The organism is Streptomyces sp. NPDC002935 (genome assembly GCF_040611295.1).
GTDB lineage: Bacteria > Actinomycetota > Actinomycetes > Streptomycetales > Streptomycetaceae > Streptomyces.
In genome coordinates, this window is record NZ_JBEXNW010000017.1 from 91,633 (window position 1) to 104,954 (window position 13,322).

26 protein-coding genes are annotated in these 13,322 nt (G+C 66.4%); all 26 read left to right on the plus strand.

Going from position 1 to position 13,322, the window contains the following annotated elements:
- The first annotated feature begins 4 nt into the window (after positions 1-4).
- On the plus strand, positions 5-556 hold the full coding sequence (locus ABZX90_RS23500; protein ID WP_355207681.1) for a hypothetical protein: 552 nt from the start codon (positions 5-7) through the stop codon (positions 554-556).
- An 81-nt stretch (positions 557-637) separates the two neighbouring features.
- On the plus strand, positions 638-1,102 hold the full coding sequence (locus tag ABZX90_RS23505; RefSeq protein WP_351126517.1) for a hypothetical protein: 465 nt from the start codon (positions 638-640) through the stop codon (positions 1,100-1,102).
- A gap of 17 nt (positions 1,103-1,119) precedes the next feature.
- Positions 1,120-1,590, plus strand: a complete 471-nt coding sequence (locus ABZX90_RS23510) for a hypothetical protein (protein ID WP_355207684.1) — start codon at positions 1,120-1,122, stop codon at positions 1,588-1,590.
- A complete protein-coding gene (locus ABZX90_RS23515; RefSeq protein WP_355207687.1) occupies positions 1,590-2,168 on the plus strand; it encodes a HEAT repeat domain-containing protein in 579 nt (192 codons plus the stop codon). Before ABZX90_RS23510 ends, ABZX90_RS23515 begins: the two co-directional genes overlap by 1 nt.
- A 5-nt stretch (positions 2,169-2,173) precedes the next feature.
- Positions 2,174-2,911, plus strand: a complete 738-nt coding sequence (locus ABZX90_RS23520; protein ID WP_355207690.1) for a hypothetical protein — start codon at positions 2,174-2,176, stop codon at positions 2,909-2,911.
- Between the two features lie 555 nt (positions 2,912-3,466).
- The gene (gene rpsJ, locus ABZX90_RS23525) at positions 3,467-3,775 is read left to right on the plus strand and encodes a 30S ribosomal protein S10 (protein ID WP_003948644.1); all 309 of its coding nucleotides are present in this window, start codon (positions 3,467-3,469) and stop codon (positions 3,773-3,775) included.
- 17 nt (positions 3,776-3,792) lie between these two features.
- Positions 3,793-4,437, plus strand: coding sequence for a 50S ribosomal protein L3 (gene rplC / locus ABZX90_RS23530; protein ID WP_261705325.1), 645 nt, complete (start codon positions 3,793-3,795; stop codon positions 4,435-4,437).
- Positions 4,438-4,441: 4 nt separating this feature from the next.
- Positions 4,442-5,098 (plus strand): 50S ribosomal protein L4, encoded by a 657-nt coding sequence (gene rplD, locus ABZX90_RS23535; RefSeq protein ID WP_037627000.1) that lies wholly within the window; start codon positions 4,442-4,444, stop codon positions 5,096-5,098.
- Positions 5,098-5,514, plus strand: coding sequence for a 50S ribosomal protein L23 (rplW, locus tag ABZX90_RS23540; protein WP_189190335.1), 417 nt, complete (start codon positions 5,098-5,100; stop codon positions 5,512-5,514). The genes rplD and rplW overlap by 1 nt, the downstream gene beginning before the upstream one ends.
- 39 nt (positions 5,515-5,553) lie before the next feature.
- The gene (gene rplB, locus ABZX90_RS23545; protein ID WP_153289116.1) at positions 5,554-6,390 is read left to right on the plus strand and encodes a 50S ribosomal protein L2; all 837 of its coding nucleotides are present in this window, start codon (positions 5,554-5,556) and stop codon (positions 6,388-6,390) included.
- A 12-nt stretch (positions 6,391-6,402) separates the two neighbouring features.
- Positions 6,403-6,684 (plus strand): 30S ribosomal protein S19, encoded by a 282-nt coding sequence (rpsS, locus tag ABZX90_RS23550; protein ID WP_024755409.1) that lies wholly within the window; start codon positions 6,403-6,405, stop codon positions 6,682-6,684.
- Between the two features lie 42 nt (positions 6,685-6,726).
- Positions 6,727-7,074 carry a 50S ribosomal protein L22 gene (rplV, locus tag ABZX90_RS23555; protein ID WP_006604878.1) on the plus strand — a complete coding sequence of 116 codons (348 nt, stop codon included), beginning with the start codon at positions 6,727-6,729 and terminating at the stop codon, positions 7,072-7,074.
- On the plus strand, positions 7,074-7,922 hold the full coding sequence (rpsC, locus tag ABZX90_RS23560; protein ID WP_326786061.1) for a 30S ribosomal protein S3: 849 nt from the start codon (positions 7,074-7,076) through the stop codon (positions 7,920-7,922). The genes rplV and rpsC overlap by 1 nt, the downstream gene beginning before the upstream one ends.
- 5 nt (positions 7,923-7,927) lie before the next feature.
- Positions 7,928-8,347, plus strand: coding sequence for a 50S ribosomal protein L16 (gene rplP / locus ABZX90_RS23565; RefSeq protein ID WP_099500627.1), 420 nt, complete (start codon positions 7,928-7,930; stop codon positions 8,345-8,347).
- Positions 8,347-8,571 carry a 50S ribosomal protein L29 gene (gene rpmC, locus ABZX90_RS23570; RefSeq protein WP_003998824.1) on the plus strand — a complete coding sequence of 75 codons (225 nt, stop codon included), beginning with the start codon at positions 8,347-8,349 and terminating at the stop codon, positions 8,569-8,571. The genes rplP and rpmC overlap by 1 nt, the downstream gene beginning before the upstream one ends.
- Positions 8,571-8,855: a 30S ribosomal protein S17 gene (rpsQ, locus tag ABZX90_RS23575; protein ID WP_266761752.1), complete on the plus strand. Its 285-nt coding sequence runs from the start codon at positions 8,571-8,573 to the stop codon at positions 8,853-8,855. The genes rpmC and rpsQ overlap by 1 nt, the downstream gene beginning before the upstream one ends.
- A gap of 119 nt (positions 8,856-8,974) precedes the next feature.
- Entirely contained in the window at positions 8,975-9,343 is a 369-nt protein-coding gene (rplN, locus tag ABZX90_RS23580) for a 50S ribosomal protein L14 (RefSeq protein WP_003998823.1), read from the plus strand.
- Between the two features lie 2 nt (positions 9,344-9,345).
- Positions 9,346-9,669, plus strand: coding sequence for a 50S ribosomal protein L24 (gene rplX, locus ABZX90_RS23585; protein WP_007494760.1), 324 nt, complete (start codon positions 9,346-9,348; stop codon positions 9,667-9,669).
- Entirely contained in the window at positions 9,666-10,223 is a 558-nt protein-coding gene (gene rplE, locus ABZX90_RS23590) for a 50S ribosomal protein L5 (RefSeq protein WP_351126653.1), read from the plus strand. Before rplX ends, rplE begins: the two co-directional genes overlap by 4 nt.
- 5 nt (positions 10,224-10,228) lie before the next feature.
- Positions 10,229-10,414 (plus strand): type Z 30S ribosomal protein S14, encoded by a 186-nt coding sequence (locus ABZX90_RS23595; protein ID WP_261705331.1) that lies wholly within the window; start codon positions 10,229-10,231, stop codon positions 10,412-10,414.
- Positions 10,415-10,624: 210 nt separating this feature from the next.
- Positions 10,625-11,023: a 30S ribosomal protein S8 gene (rpsH, locus tag ABZX90_RS23600; protein ID WP_261705332.1), complete on the plus strand. Its 399-nt coding sequence runs from the start codon at positions 10,625-10,627 to the stop codon at positions 11,021-11,023.
- A 21-nt stretch (positions 11,024-11,044) separates the two neighbouring features.
- Positions 11,045-11,584, plus strand: coding sequence for a 50S ribosomal protein L6 (gene rplF, locus ABZX90_RS23605; protein ID WP_351126528.1), 540 nt, complete (start codon positions 11,045-11,047; stop codon positions 11,582-11,584).
- Between the two features lie 3 nt (positions 11,585-11,587).
- Positions 11,588-11,971: a 50S ribosomal protein L18 gene (rplR, locus tag ABZX90_RS23610; protein ID WP_168510320.1), complete on the plus strand. Its 384-nt coding sequence runs from the start codon at positions 11,588-11,590 to the stop codon at positions 11,969-11,971.
- Between the two features lie 65 nt (positions 11,972-12,036).
- Positions 12,037-12,642, plus strand: a complete 606-nt coding sequence (gene rpsE / locus ABZX90_RS23615) for a 30S ribosomal protein S5 (RefSeq protein WP_006376045.1) — start codon at positions 12,037-12,039, stop codon at positions 12,640-12,642.
- Entirely contained in the window at positions 12,642-12,824 is a 183-nt protein-coding gene (gene rpmD / locus ABZX90_RS23620; RefSeq protein WP_055553514.1) for a 50S ribosomal protein L30, read from the plus strand. Before rpsE ends, rpmD begins: the two co-directional genes overlap by 1 nt.
- Before the next feature lie 2 nt (positions 12,825-12,826).
- Positions 12,827-13,282, plus strand: coding sequence for a 50S ribosomal protein L15 (rplO, locus tag ABZX90_RS23625; RefSeq protein WP_189190330.1), 456 nt, complete (start codon positions 12,827-12,829; stop codon positions 13,280-13,282).
- Positions 13,283-13,322: the final 40 nt, after the last annotated feature.

A 13,322-nucleotide genomic window follows, 5' to 3' on the forward strand; every position in this document is an offset into this window, starting at 1 on the left:
CCGAATGGCCGACTTGAACCATGCGGACGCGGGTGATCTGCTGGGGCTCACATCGCTCTGCCCGCCTCCGGCGGAACCCCGGGAGCCGCTCTGCGATCCGTCGCGGCCGGAGACCCCCATGATTCCCGGGAGCCACCACGACCTGGTTCGCGCTTACGGCACCGGATGCTTCGACGAATTCTTGTGGATCTTCGCGGCGGGCGCAGACAATGTGAACCTCGAGATCGGGGCTGCCACCAGCGCGACGCGGTCGATCCTGAAGGGCAAAGCCGCACCCGATCTCCGCGAAGCCCTTGCCCGACACCGGGCGGCCCCGGAGGAACTCGTCCAGTGGGGCGCAACGGACAACGGGGACTCGTTGCTGTGGATTCCTGACGGAGACCCCGCCGACTGGCCGACAGTTGTCGTCCAAGCCGGGCAGCTCGATTTCACCATCTCGTCGAGAAGCTCGACGGGAGTCGTGCTGGACCTGATGACCGGAGAATTCCATCCCCGCTTCTTCCCTGATGACTTTCCGAGCGGTCACCCCGAATTCTCGCCGAACCCGTATGCGTAGACGACCGTCGCTGGGATATCGGGGAGGCCGGCGGGTGGGGCCGTTCGCGCCGCAGTCCACGTTGTGTACCGAGCGTCGTCCATGACGCCCGAGCCTGACTGGGAGACCGGCAAGGGCCTGCTCGGTCTCGACGACCCCGGCGAGTGGGACGCCGCGTTCGAGCGCGGCGAGCAGCGTCTCGGTACGGCGGTGATCGGCTTGGCCTTCAATTGCACCCTGGCCGAGGCCTCGCCGCGGATCGTCAGGGCGATGCGGTTGCCGGACCTCGCTCAGCGCGGGTTCGCGTTCACGGCGGCCGGTGCCGCGGCGCGGATCAACGGCCGACTGACCCCCGAGCTGTACGCGGCGCTGCGGGCGGAGGGGCCCAAAAGCATTGCCGAGTACGCCATCAAGGACACCCTGACCTTCGTGCCGTTCCGGCAGCTGCCTCCGTGGTTCAAGTGGTGGAAGGTCGTGTCAGGGGTGCGGAACAAGCTGGAGAGCTGGTGGCTGCGGTCCGCGGAATCGGTCGAAGACGCCTGGCGGGCTCTGCGTCGACGGCACTGACACGGGGGGAGTCGGACATGGCACCGGAGTGGAACTGGGAAAGCGGCGAAGGGCTGTTGCGCATCGACGACCCCGCCGATTGGGACGCGGCGTACGAGCGCGGCGAAAGTTGTCTTGGTACGGCGGTGATCGGCCTGGCCTTCAATTGCACCCTGGCCGAGGCCTCGCCGCGGATCGTCAGGGCGATGCGGTTGCCGGACCGTGCTCAGCAGGGGTTCGCGTTCACCGCGGCCGGTGTTGCTGCCCGACTCAACGGCGCGTTGACGCCGGAGCTGTACGCCGCGCTGCGGGCGGAAGGCCCGGGTTGCATGAGCATCGCCGTGAACGCCATCGACGACACCCTCGACTACGTGCCGTTCCGGGATCTGCCGCTGTGGCTCAAGTGGTGGAAGGTCGTGTCGAAGGTGCTGGACAAGCTGGAGACCTGGCGGCTGGAGTCCTCGTACGCGGTCAGTGACGCCTGGAAGGCCCTGCGCCGACGGCGCTGATGGAAGGGGAGAAGGGGATGTTGGTCATCTGTTCCGGGAGTCAGCGGTACACCGACGGACTCCTCATCGCCGGCCAGGGATATGTCGGCCGGGAGAGGGCGGCGGAATGGGCGGCAGCGGTTCCCGAGTCACGCACCCGCATCCTCGATTGGCTGCGGTGCGCCTCCGACTCCGGAGACTGGCGGAGGTTCGAGCGGCTCGCAGGTGCGGCTGTTCATCTGCGTCCCGAGGGGCTTGCCCCGACCCTGGCGGCGGTGCTTGCGTCGGGCGCACAAGGGGTGAACGCAGAGGATCTGGTCGACATGCTCGGCGAACTGCGCGCCCCCGAGGCGGTGGACGCGATCAGCGCTCTCGTTCGGGAGAGGAAGGGCTCCGACGGGCCGTTCTTCCCTCTGTGCGTGAAAGGGGTCCAGTCACTCGGAGAGATCGGTACTCCTGGCGCGCTGGTATTCCTCAGAGGCATCGCCACGAGCGCGCCGGACGAATGGCCTGACCCGCTGAGGTGGCACGCGGCGGAGCAACTGGGAATCGAGGAGGAACTCGGATTCGACGAGGACGAGATGCTGGGGGGCGGGTAGCCGTCGTGGGGAAGCCAGATTCTGGCGCTGCCGGGGGCCGGCGCGTCGCCGGCCCGGACGAACATGTCGCCCCGCTCACCGAGCAGGCATACGCGCGGGAGGTTTTCGCAGCCCTCGGCGGGATCGTGGAGATCGGCTCGGTGGTCGCCACCGGTACCTGGGCCGTCGCGGACGCCTCGGTAGGGGGTCTGGTGCGTGCGCGGCAGGCCGAGGTGGGCCGGTTGCTCGCCGTCGTCCGCACGCTCGGCGGGTTCAGCGACGCGTCCATGGCCATCGCCGACGAACTGGGCTATCTGCGCGACTACCCGGTGACCGCGCCGTCCCTGCTCCTGTGGTCCGGCTGCATCGAGGAGATCTCGCCACGGCTCACGGAACTCGAACGCCCGTCGGCTGTGCGGCGCATGTGCCACATGGGGGCGGATCTCCAACTCGCCCGTTTCCTGCAGGCGTTGGTCACGGCCGCCATCGCCGGGGGGACCGAAGTGGAGCGGGGCGCGGTATGGGTGGCTGAGGCTCTCGCCGCCGCCGTTGCCCTGGCGGACGATGCGGGGAGAAGCAGTACCGCCGCCACCTTCCGGGCCTGGCGGGTCGCCTTCCTCCCGGGCATCCTCCGCCCCGACTCCAGCGCTCCGGACTACGGCAGGGCAGGCTTCCGGGCCTACGCCCACGCCCTGGAGGACCTGCTGGAGCGGGTCGACGGAGGCGCCGGGCCGCGGTGCGGCGACGGGTCGGAGCAAGGCTGAGGCAAGCCGTTCGCGCGGGGCTGCCAGACCGCGCCCGGCAGAAGCAGGGGTGGCGGGCCCGGCTCGGGCACTCCGGGAGGGGTGGCGGGCCCGGGGGAGAGGCTCGGTGGACCGGCGTCGGGAACCAGGTCGTGCCGGGGTTTGACCTTCGTCACCTTAGGGGTACGATCTCCGGCTCGATTGGCCAGCCCCCCGTCCGGTATGGCAGACTAGCGGGGTTGCTCGGTCGAGTGCCGATGCTGCGCGCCTCCCGTCGGGAGGACTGGAAGCGAGTCCCACAGTACTCGTCGCCCCATCTGTCGTAAGGCAGCGCTGGGGCGGACGTACGGGAATCTTCCGGGAAGTGTCAGCGGGGTGCAGACCAGGCACCCGGTGGGTGTTCTCACCCCCGGTCCTGCGGTTGCTTTTGGGCGGAGCCGCGTCCCTCGTAGGGAAATCCATAACGGATATCCCTGTCGGCAGGAGCGCGACACACCCGACCGCGTGGGTCGGAGGACAGGACGCGAACCCCCGGGTTCCGGAGCGTTTCACTAGACAAAGGACTACTGAGTAGCCATGGCGGGACAGAAGATCCGCATCCGGCTCAAGGCCTACGACCACGAGGTCATCGATTCCTCGGCGAAGAAGATCGTCGAAACGGTGACCCGCACTGGTGCGTCGGTCGCAGGCCCGGTGCCGCTGCCCACTGAGAAGAACGTGTACTGCGTCATCAAGTCGCCGCACAAGTACAAGGACTCTCGCGAGCACTTCGAGATGCGCACGCACAAGCGCCTCATCGACATCCTCGACCCCACGCCCAAGACCGTTGACTCCCTGATGCGACTCGACCTCCCGGCCGGTGTCGACATCGAGATCAAGCTCTAGGGATCGGTGATCTGAGAATGGCTAAGCAGATCAAGGGCATCCTCGGCGAGAAGCTCGGCATGACGCAGGTGTGGGACGAGAACAACCGCGTTGTTCCCGTCACCGTCGTCAAGGCCGGCCCGAACGTCGTGACCCAGGTCCGTACGAATGACTCCGACGGCTACGAGTCGGTCCAGATCGCCTTCGGCGAGATTGACCCGCGCAAGGTGAACAAGCCCCTCAAGGGTCACTTCGCCAAGGCCGACGTCACCCCCCGCCGCCACCTCGTCGAGATCCGTACCGCTGACGCCAGCGAGTACACCCTCGGCCAGGAGATCACCGCTGAGGTGTTCGAGGCCGGCATCAAGGTGGACGTGACCGGCAAGAGCAAGGGCAAGGGCTTCGCCGGTGTCATGAAGCGTCACAACTTCAAGGGCCTCGGCGCCGGACACGGTGTCCAGCGCAAGCACCGCTCCCCCGGCTCCATCGGTGGCTGTGCCACCCCGGGCCGTGTGTTCAAGGGCGTCCGCATGGCGGGCCGCATGGGCAACGAGCGGGTCACCACCCAGAACCTGACCGTTCACGCCGTTGACGCGGAGAAGGGCCTGCTCCTCATCAAGGGAGCCATCCCGGGTCCGAACGGCGGCCTCGTCCTGGTCCGTACCGCGGCCAAGGGGGCTTGAGGACATGAGCACCATTGACATTCTGTCGCCCTCCGGCGACACCGCCGGGACCGTTGAGCTCCCGGCCGAGATCTTCGACGTCGAGAAGATCAGCATCCCGCTGCTTCACCAGGTTGTCGTCGCGCAGCTGGCCGCGGCCCGTCAGGGCACGCACAAGGTCAAGCGTCGTGGCGAGGTCCGTGGTGGTGGCCGCAAGCCTTACCGCCAGAAGGGCACCGGCCGCGCCCGTCAGGGTTCGACCCGCGCGCCGCAGTTCGCCGGCGGTGGCGTCGTTCACGGCCCCACCCCGCGTGACTACTCGCAGCGGACCCCGAAGAAGATGAAGGCCGCGGCCCTGCGCCACGCCCTCACCGACCGGGCCCGCAACGCTCGCATCCACGTCATCACCGGCGTGATCGAGGGCGAGACCCCCTCCACCAAGGCCGCGAAGAGCTTCCTCGGCAAGGTCAGCGAGCGCAAGAACGTGCTCCTGGTCATCGAGCGCTCCGACGAGGCCGCGCTGCTCTCCGCGCGCAACCTGCCCCAGGTCCACATCCTGGAGCCGGGCCAGCTGAACACGTACGACGTTCTCGTCTCGGACGACGTGGTCTTCACCCAGGCCGCTTTCGAGTCCTTCGTGTCTGGCCCCCAGGCCGCTGACACCGAAGGGAGCGAAGCCTGATGGCTACGCGTCACCCGAGCATTGCCTCGAAGGCCGCCAAGGCCAAGAAGGTCGCGCGCGTCGCCAAGGCGAAGCGCCACGAGGCCGAAGGCAAGAACACAGTCGAGACCCCGCTGAGCAAGAGCTTCACGGATCCCCGTGACGTCCTCCTCAAGCCGGTCGTCTCGGAGAAGAGCTACGCGCTGCTCGACGAGGGCAAGTACACCTTCGTCGTGGACCCGCGGGCCAACAAGACCCAGATCAAGCAGGCCGTCCAGGCGGTCTTCTCGGTCAAGGTCACCGGGGTCAACACGATCAACCGTCAGGGCAAGCGCAAGCGCACCAAGACGGGCTTCGGCAAGCGTGCTGACAGCAAGCGCGCGATCGTGACCCTCGCTGAGGGCGACCGTATCGACATCTTCGGCCAGGCCTCCTAACGGAGTGCCCTGGTCCGAATATCGGACGAGGACTGAGAAATGGGAATCCGCAAGTACAAGCCGACTACGCCGGGCCGTCGTGGCTCCAGCGTCGCCGACTTCGTCGAGGTCACGCGGTCCACGCCGGAGAAGTCGCTGGTTCGCCCCCTGCACAGCAAGGGCGGCCGTAACAATTCCGGTCGTGTGACCGTTCGCCACCAGGGTGGCGGACACAAGCGCGCCTACCGAGTGATCGACTTCCGTCGTCACGACAAGGACGGCGTGCCGGCGAAGGTCGCGCACATCGAGTACGACCCCAACCGCACCGCGCGCATCGCGCTGCTGCACTACGCGGACGGCGAGAAGCGCTACATCCTCGCCCCGCGCAACCTGTCGCAGGGTGACCGCGTCGAGAACGGTCCTGGGGCCGACATCAAGCCGGGCAACAACCTGGCGCTCCGCAACATCCCGGTCGGTACCACGATCCACGCGATCGAGATCCGTCCCGGTGGCGGCGCCAAGTTCGCCCGCTCCGCCGGTGCCTCGGTGCAGCTGCTCGCGAAGGAGGGCACCATGGCCCACCTCCGCATGCCCTCCGGTGAGATCCGCCTGGTCGACCAGCGCTGCCGCGCCACGGTCGGCGAGGTCGGCAACGCCGAGCAGAGCAACATCAACTGGGGTAAGGCCGGCCGTAAGCGCTGGCTGGGCGTTCGCCCGTCCGTCCGCGGTGTGGCGATGAACCCGGTTGACCACCCGCACGGTGGTGGTGAGGGCAAGACCTCCGGTGGTCGCCACCCGGTCTCCCCGTGGGGTCAGAAGGAGGGTCGTACTCGTTCGCCGAAGAAGGCTTCGAACAAGTACATCGTCCGCCGCCGCAAGACGAACAAGAAGCGCTAGGAGCGGGTTTAGATGCCGCGCAGTCTCAAGAAGGGACCCTTCGTCGACGGACACCTTGTAAAGAAGGTGGACGTACAGAACGAAGCCGGTACCAAGAACGTCATCAAGACCTGGTCCCGTCGCTCGATGATCATCCCGGCCATGCTCGGCCACACGATCGCGGTGCACAACGGCAAGACCCACATCCCGGTGTTTGTCACCGAGTCGATGGTCGGCCACAAGCTCGGCGAGTTCTCGCCGACGCGCACCTTCCGGGGTCACGTCAAGGACGACCGGAAGTCGAAGCGCCGCTAACGCGGGGTGGAATCGACCATGACAGACACTGGAAGGACAACCATGGAAGCCAGGGCCCAGGCGCGGTACATCCGCGTTACGCCCATGAAGGCCCGCCGAGTGGTGGACCTTATCCGTGGCATGGATGCCACGGAGGCTCAGGCGGTCCTGCGTTTCGCCCCGCAGGCCGCGAGCGTGCCGGTTGGCAAGGTGCTTGACAGCGCCATCGCCAACGCCGCGCACAACTACGACCACACCGACGCCGGCAGCCTTGTCATCTCTGAGGCGTACGTCGACGAGGGTCCGACCCTGAAGCGGTTCCGGCCGCGCGCCCAGGGCCGTGCCTACCGGATCCGCAAGCGGACCAGCCACATCACCGTGGTCGTCAGCAGCAAGGAAGGAACCCGGTAATGGGCCAGAAGGTTAACCCGCATGGGTTCCGGCTCGGCATCACCACGGACTTCAAGTCCCGTTGGTACGCCGACAAGCTGTACAAGGACTACGTCAAGGAAGACGTCGCCATCCGTCGGATGATGACGTCCGGCATGGAGCGCGCCGGCATCTCGAAGGTTGAGATCGAGCGCACCCGTGACCGCGTGCGGGTGGACATCCACACCGCGCGTCCGGGCATCGTCATCGGCCGCCGTGGCGCCGAGGCCGACCGCATCCGCGGTGACCTCGAGAAGCTCACGGGCAAGCAGGTCCAGCTGAACATCCTCGAGGTCAAGAGCCCCGAGACCGACGCTCAGCTGGTTGCCCAGGCCGTTGCCGAGCAGCTGTCCTCCCGCGTCTCCTTCCGTCGCGCCATGCGTAAGAGCATGCAGGGCACGATGAAGGCCGGCGCCAAGGGCATCAAGATCCAGTGTGGTGGCCGTCTCGGCGGCGCCGAGATGTCCCGCTCGGAGTTCTACCGCGAGGGCCGTGTGCCCCTGCACACCCTCCGCGCGAACGTCGACTACGGCTTCTTCGAGGCCAAGACGACCTTCGGCCGTATCGGCGTGAAGGTCTGGATCTACAAGGGCGACGTCAAGAACATCGCCGAGGTTCGCGCCGAGAACGCCGCTGCCCGTGCGGGTAACCGCCCGGCCCGTGGTGGTGGCGCGAGCGACCGTCCGGCCCGTGGTGGTGGCCGTGGTGGCGAGCGTGGCGGCCGTGGCCGCAAGCCGCAGCAGCAGTCCGCGCCGGCTGCCGAGGCCCCCAAGGCCGAGGCTCCCGCCGCCGCTGCCGCTCCGGCTGAGAGCACCGGAACGGAGGCCTGACCGACATGCTGATCCCCCGCAGGGTCAAGCACCGCAAGCAGCACCACCCGAAGCGCCGTGGTCAGGCCAAGGGCGGTACGCAGGTTTCGTTCGGCGAGTACGGCATTCAGGCCCTCACGCCGGCGTACGTGACGAACCGCCAGATCGAGGCCGCTCGTATCGCGATGACCCGCCACATCAAGCGTGGCGGCAAGGTCTGGATCAACATCTATCCGGACCGCCCGCTCACGAAGAAGCCCGCCGAGACCCGCATGGGTTCCGGTAAGGGTTCCCCCGAGTGGTGGGTCGCGAACGTGCACCCGGGCCGGGTCATGTTCGAACTGTCCTACCCCAACGAGAAGATCGCCCGTGAGGCCCTCACTCGCGCAGCCCACAAGCTGCCGATGAAGTGCCGGATCGTCAAGCGCGAGGCAGGTGAAGCGTGATGTCGGCCGGTACCAAGGCGTCCGAGCTGCGCGAACTGGGTGACGAGGAGCTTCTCGCGAAGCTCCGCGAAGCCAAGGAAGAGCTGTTCAACCTCCGCTTCCAGGCGGCGACCGGTCAGCTCGAGAACCACGGGCGGCTCAAGGCCGTCCGAAAGGACATCGCGCGGATCTACACCCTGATGCGTGAGCGCGAGCTGGGCATCGAGACGGTGGAGAGCGCCTGATGAGCGAGAGCAACGTGACTGAGCAGAAGACCGACCGCGGTTTCCGCAAGACCCGTGAGGGTCTGGTCGTCAGCGACAAGATGGACAAGACCGTCGTCGTCGCTGTCGAGGACCGCGTGAAGCACGCGCTGTACGGCAAGGTCATCCGCCGTACGAACAAGCTCAAGGCCCACGACGAGCAGAACGCCGCCGGCGTCGGCGACCGCGTCCTCCTGATGGAGACCCGGCCGCTGTCCTCGACGAAGCGCTGGCGCATCGTCGAGATCCTCGAGAAGGCCAAGTAACCATCTGAGGCCCTGGGAGGAATTCCCAGGGGCCCCTCAGGTTCGTTCCGCCAGGCTCGGGGCGGGACCGTCCTTCGACGGTCCCGCCTCGGGAACCGGCAGACAAACAGGAGATAGACGTGATCCAGCAGGAGTCGCGACTGCGTGTCGCCGACAACACTGGTGCGAAGGAAATCCTTTGCATCCGTGTGCTCGGTGGCTCCGGTCGCCGCTACGCGGGCATCGGCGACGTCATCGTCGCCACCGTCAAGGACGCGATCCCCGGCGGCAACGTGAAGAAGGGTGACGTCGTCAAGGCTGTCATCGTTCGCACCGTCAAGGAGCGCCGCCGTCCGGACGGCTCGTACATCCGCTTCGACGAGAACGCCGCCGTCATTCTGAAGAACGACGGCGACCCTCGTGGCACCCGTATCTTCGGCCCGGTCGGCCGGGAGCTGCGCGAGAAGAAGTTCATGAAGATCATCTCGCTCGCGCCGGAGGTGCTGTAAGCATGAAGATCAAGAAGGGCGACCTGGTTCAGGTCATCACCGGTAAGGACAAGGGCAAGCAGGGCAAGGTCATTGCCGCTTACCCGCGCGATGAGCGCGTCCTGGTCGAGGGTGTCAACCGGGTCAAGAAGCACACGAAGGCCGGCCCGACCGCCAAGGGTTCGCAGGCCGGTGGCATCGTCACGACCGAGGCGCCCGTCCACGTCTCCAACGTCCAGCTGGTCGTTGAGAAGGACGGCAACAAGGTCGTCACGCGCGTCGGTTACCGCTTCGACGACGAGGGCAACAAGATCCGCGTTGCCAAGCGGACGGGTGAGGACATCTGATGGCTACCACCACTCCGCGTCTCAAGACGAAGTACCGCGAGGAGATCGCGGGCAAGCTGCAGGAAGAGTTCTCCTACGAGAACGTCATGCAGACCCCGGGCCTCGTGAAGATCGTGGTCAACATGGGTGTCGGCGACGCCGCCCGTGACTCGAAGCTCATGGACGGTGCCGTCCGTGACCTGACCACGATCACCGGTCAGAAGCCGGCCGTCACCAAGGCCCGCAAGTCCATCGCGCAGTTCAAGCTGCGCGAGGGTCAGCCGATCGGTGCCCACGTCACGCTCCGTGGCGACCGCATGTGGGAGTTCCTGGACCGCACCCTGTCGCTCGCGCTTCCGCGTATCCGCGACTTCCGTGGTCTGTCCCCCAAGCAGTTCGACGGCCGTGGCAACTACACCTTCGGTCTCACGGAGCAGGTCATGTTCCACGAGATCGACCAGGACAAGATCGACCGCACCCGGGGTATGGACATCACCGTGGTGACCACGGCGACCAACGACGCTGAGGGCCGCGCGCTCCTTCGTCACCTCGGCTTCCCCTTCAAGGAGGCGTAAGCGAGATGGCGAAGAAGGCTCTGATTGCCAAGGCTGCTCGTAAGCCCAAGTTCGGTGTGCGTGGCTACACGCGCTGCCAGCGCTGCGGTCGTCCGCACTCCGTGTACCGCAAGTTCGGCCTGTGCCGCATCTGCCTTCGTGAGATGGCTCACCGTGGCGAGCTGCCGGGCGTGACCAAGAGCTCCTGGTAGTCCCTGTAATTCAGGGATCCAGGACTCTCGGTAAGTAAAGGGTCCTGTCAGGTGCCCACCTCTCCATGGCTTAGGCTAGGAGGGTTGGGCGCCTGACGCCCAGACGACTTACTACGCCGTAGGTCCCCGCACCGCACCCGTCCCGCCACTGAGTGGGGAGAGGGATGGCGCATACAGGAAACCCCGGCGAGAGAGGCCGAAGGCCAATTCATGACCATGACTGATCCCATCGCAGACATGCTTACCCGTCTGCGTAACGCGAACTCGGCGTACCACGACGATGTCGCGATGCCGCACAGCAAGATCAAGTCGCACATCGCAGAGATCCTCCAGCAGGAGGGCTTCATCACCGGCTGGAAGGTCGAGGACGCCGAGGTCGGCAAGAAGCTCGTCCTCGAGCTGAAGTTCGGCCCGAACCGTGAGCGCTCCATCGCGGGCATCAAGCGGATCTCGAAGCCGGGTCTGCGTGTGTACGCGAAGTCCACCTCCCTGCCCAGGGTGCTCGGTGGCCTCGGCGTGGCGATCATCTCCACGTCACACGGTCTCCTCACCGACAAGCAGGCCGGCAAGAAGGGCGTAGGCGGAGAAGTCCTCGCCTACGTCTGGTAGAAGGGAACGGAGGAAACAGCTATGTCGCGTATTGGCAAGCTCCCCATCACGGTTCCCGCCGGCGTGGACGTCACCATCGACGGCCGTACGGTTGCGGTGAAGGGTCCCAAGGGCACCCTCTCTCACACCATTGCGGCGCCGATCGAGATCGCTAAGGGCGAGGACGGCGTTCTGAACGTCACCCGCCCGAACGACGAGCGTCAGAACAAGGCCCTCCACGGCCTGTCCCGCACGCTGGTGGCGAACATGATCACCGGCGTGACCACGGGTTACGTGAAGAAGCTCGAGATCAGCGGTGTCGGTTACCGCGTCCTGGCGAAGGGCTCCAACCTGGAGTTCTCGCTCGGCTACAGCCACTCGATCACTGTCGAGGCCCCCGAGGGGATCTCCTTCAAGGTCGAGAACCCGACGCGGTTCTCGGTCGAGGGCATCGACAAGCAGAAGGTCGGCGAGGTTGCGGCCAACATCCGCAAGCTGCGCAAGCCCGACCCGTACAAGGCCAAGGGCGTCAAGTACGAAGGCGAAGTCATCCGCCGCAAGGTCGGAAAGGCGGGTAAGTAAGCCATGGCATACGGTGTCAAGATTGCTAAGGGCGACGCTTACAAGCGTGCTGCCATCAAGCGTCGTCACATCCGGATCCGTAAGCACATCTCGGGTACGGCTGAGCGTCCGCGCCTGGTCGTGACGCGCTCCAACCGTCACATCGTGGCCCAGGTCATCGACGACGTTAAGGGTCACACCCTCGCGTCGGCGTCGACCCTGGACACCACGGTCCGTGGTGCCGAGGGCGACAAGTCCGCGCAGGCCAAGTCGGTCGGCGCCCTGGTCGCCGAGCGCGCCAAGGCCGCCGGTGTCGAGGCTGTCGTATTCGACCGTGGTGGTAACCAGTACGCCGGGCGCATCGCCGCCCTGGCGGACGCCGCCCGCGAAGCCGGACTCAAGTTCTGAGTCGCCCGTCGCGCAGTGACTTCATTGACGCTGCGTAGCTAGCGGAAAAAGAGAGAGGTAATCCAATGGCTGGACCCCAGCGCCGCGGAAGCGGTGCCGGTGGCGGCGAGCGGCGGGACCGGAAGGGCCGTGACGGCGGCGCAGCTGCTGCCGAGAAGACCGCGTACGTTGAGCGCGTTGTCGCGATCAACCGCGTCGCCAAGGTTGTGAAGGGTGGTCGTCGCTTCAGCTTCACCGCGCTGGTCGTGGTAGGCGATGGTGACGGCACCGTGGGTGTCGGTTACGGCAAGGCCAAGGAGGTGCCGGCCGCGATCGCCAAGGGTGTTGAAGAGGCCAAGAAGCACTTCTTCAAGGTCCCCCGTATCCAGGGCACCATCCCGCACCCGATCACGGGCGAGAAGGCCGCGGGCGTCGTCCTGCTCAAGCCTGCTTCCCCCGGTACCGGCGTTATCGCCGGTGGCCCGGTGCGTGCAGTGCTCGAGTGCGCCGGCGTTCACGACATCCTGTCGAAGTCGCTCGGCTCGTCCAACGCGATCAACATCGTGCACGCGACCGTGGCGGCCCTCAAGGGCCTGCAGCGTCCCGAGGAGATCGCGGCTCGCCGTGGTCTGCCTCTCGAGGACGTCGCCCCCGCGGCTCTCCTTCGTGCACGTGCCGGGGCGGGTGCGTAATGGCTCGCCTCAAGGTCACGCAGACGAAGTCGTACATCGGCAGCAAGCAGAACCACCGTGACACCCTGCGCTCCCTTGGTCTCAAGGGCATCAACACGCAGGTCGTCAAGGAGGACCGCCCCGAGTTCCGCGGAATGGTTCACACCGTCCGCCACCTCGTGACGGTCGAGGAGGTCGACTGATCATGGCGGAAAACAACCCGCTCAAGATCCACAACCTCCGTCCCGCCCCGGGCGCCAAGACCGCCAAGACCCGTGTCGGTCGTGGTGAGGCGTCGAAGGGTAAGACGGCTGGTCGTGGTACCAAGGGCACGAAGGCCCGCTACCAGGTTCCGGAGCGCTTCGAGGGTGGCCAGATGCCCCTCCACATGCGTCTTCCGAAGCTGAAGGGCTTCCGTAACCCGTTCAAGACCGAGTTCCAGGTCGTGAACCTCGACAAGCTGGGCGCGCTGTACCCGGAGGGTGGCGAGGTCACCGTCGAGGGTCTCGTCGCCAAGGGTGCCGTTCGCAAGAACAGCCTCGTCAAGGTCCTCGGCCAGGGCGAGATCTCCGTGGCGCTGCAGGTGACGGTCGACGCCGTCTCCGGCTCCGCCAAGGAGAAGATCACCGCCGCCGGCGGTACCGTCACCGAGCTCGTCTGATTTCAGCAGGCGTCTCGATGACCTGAGCGATCCCGACCGG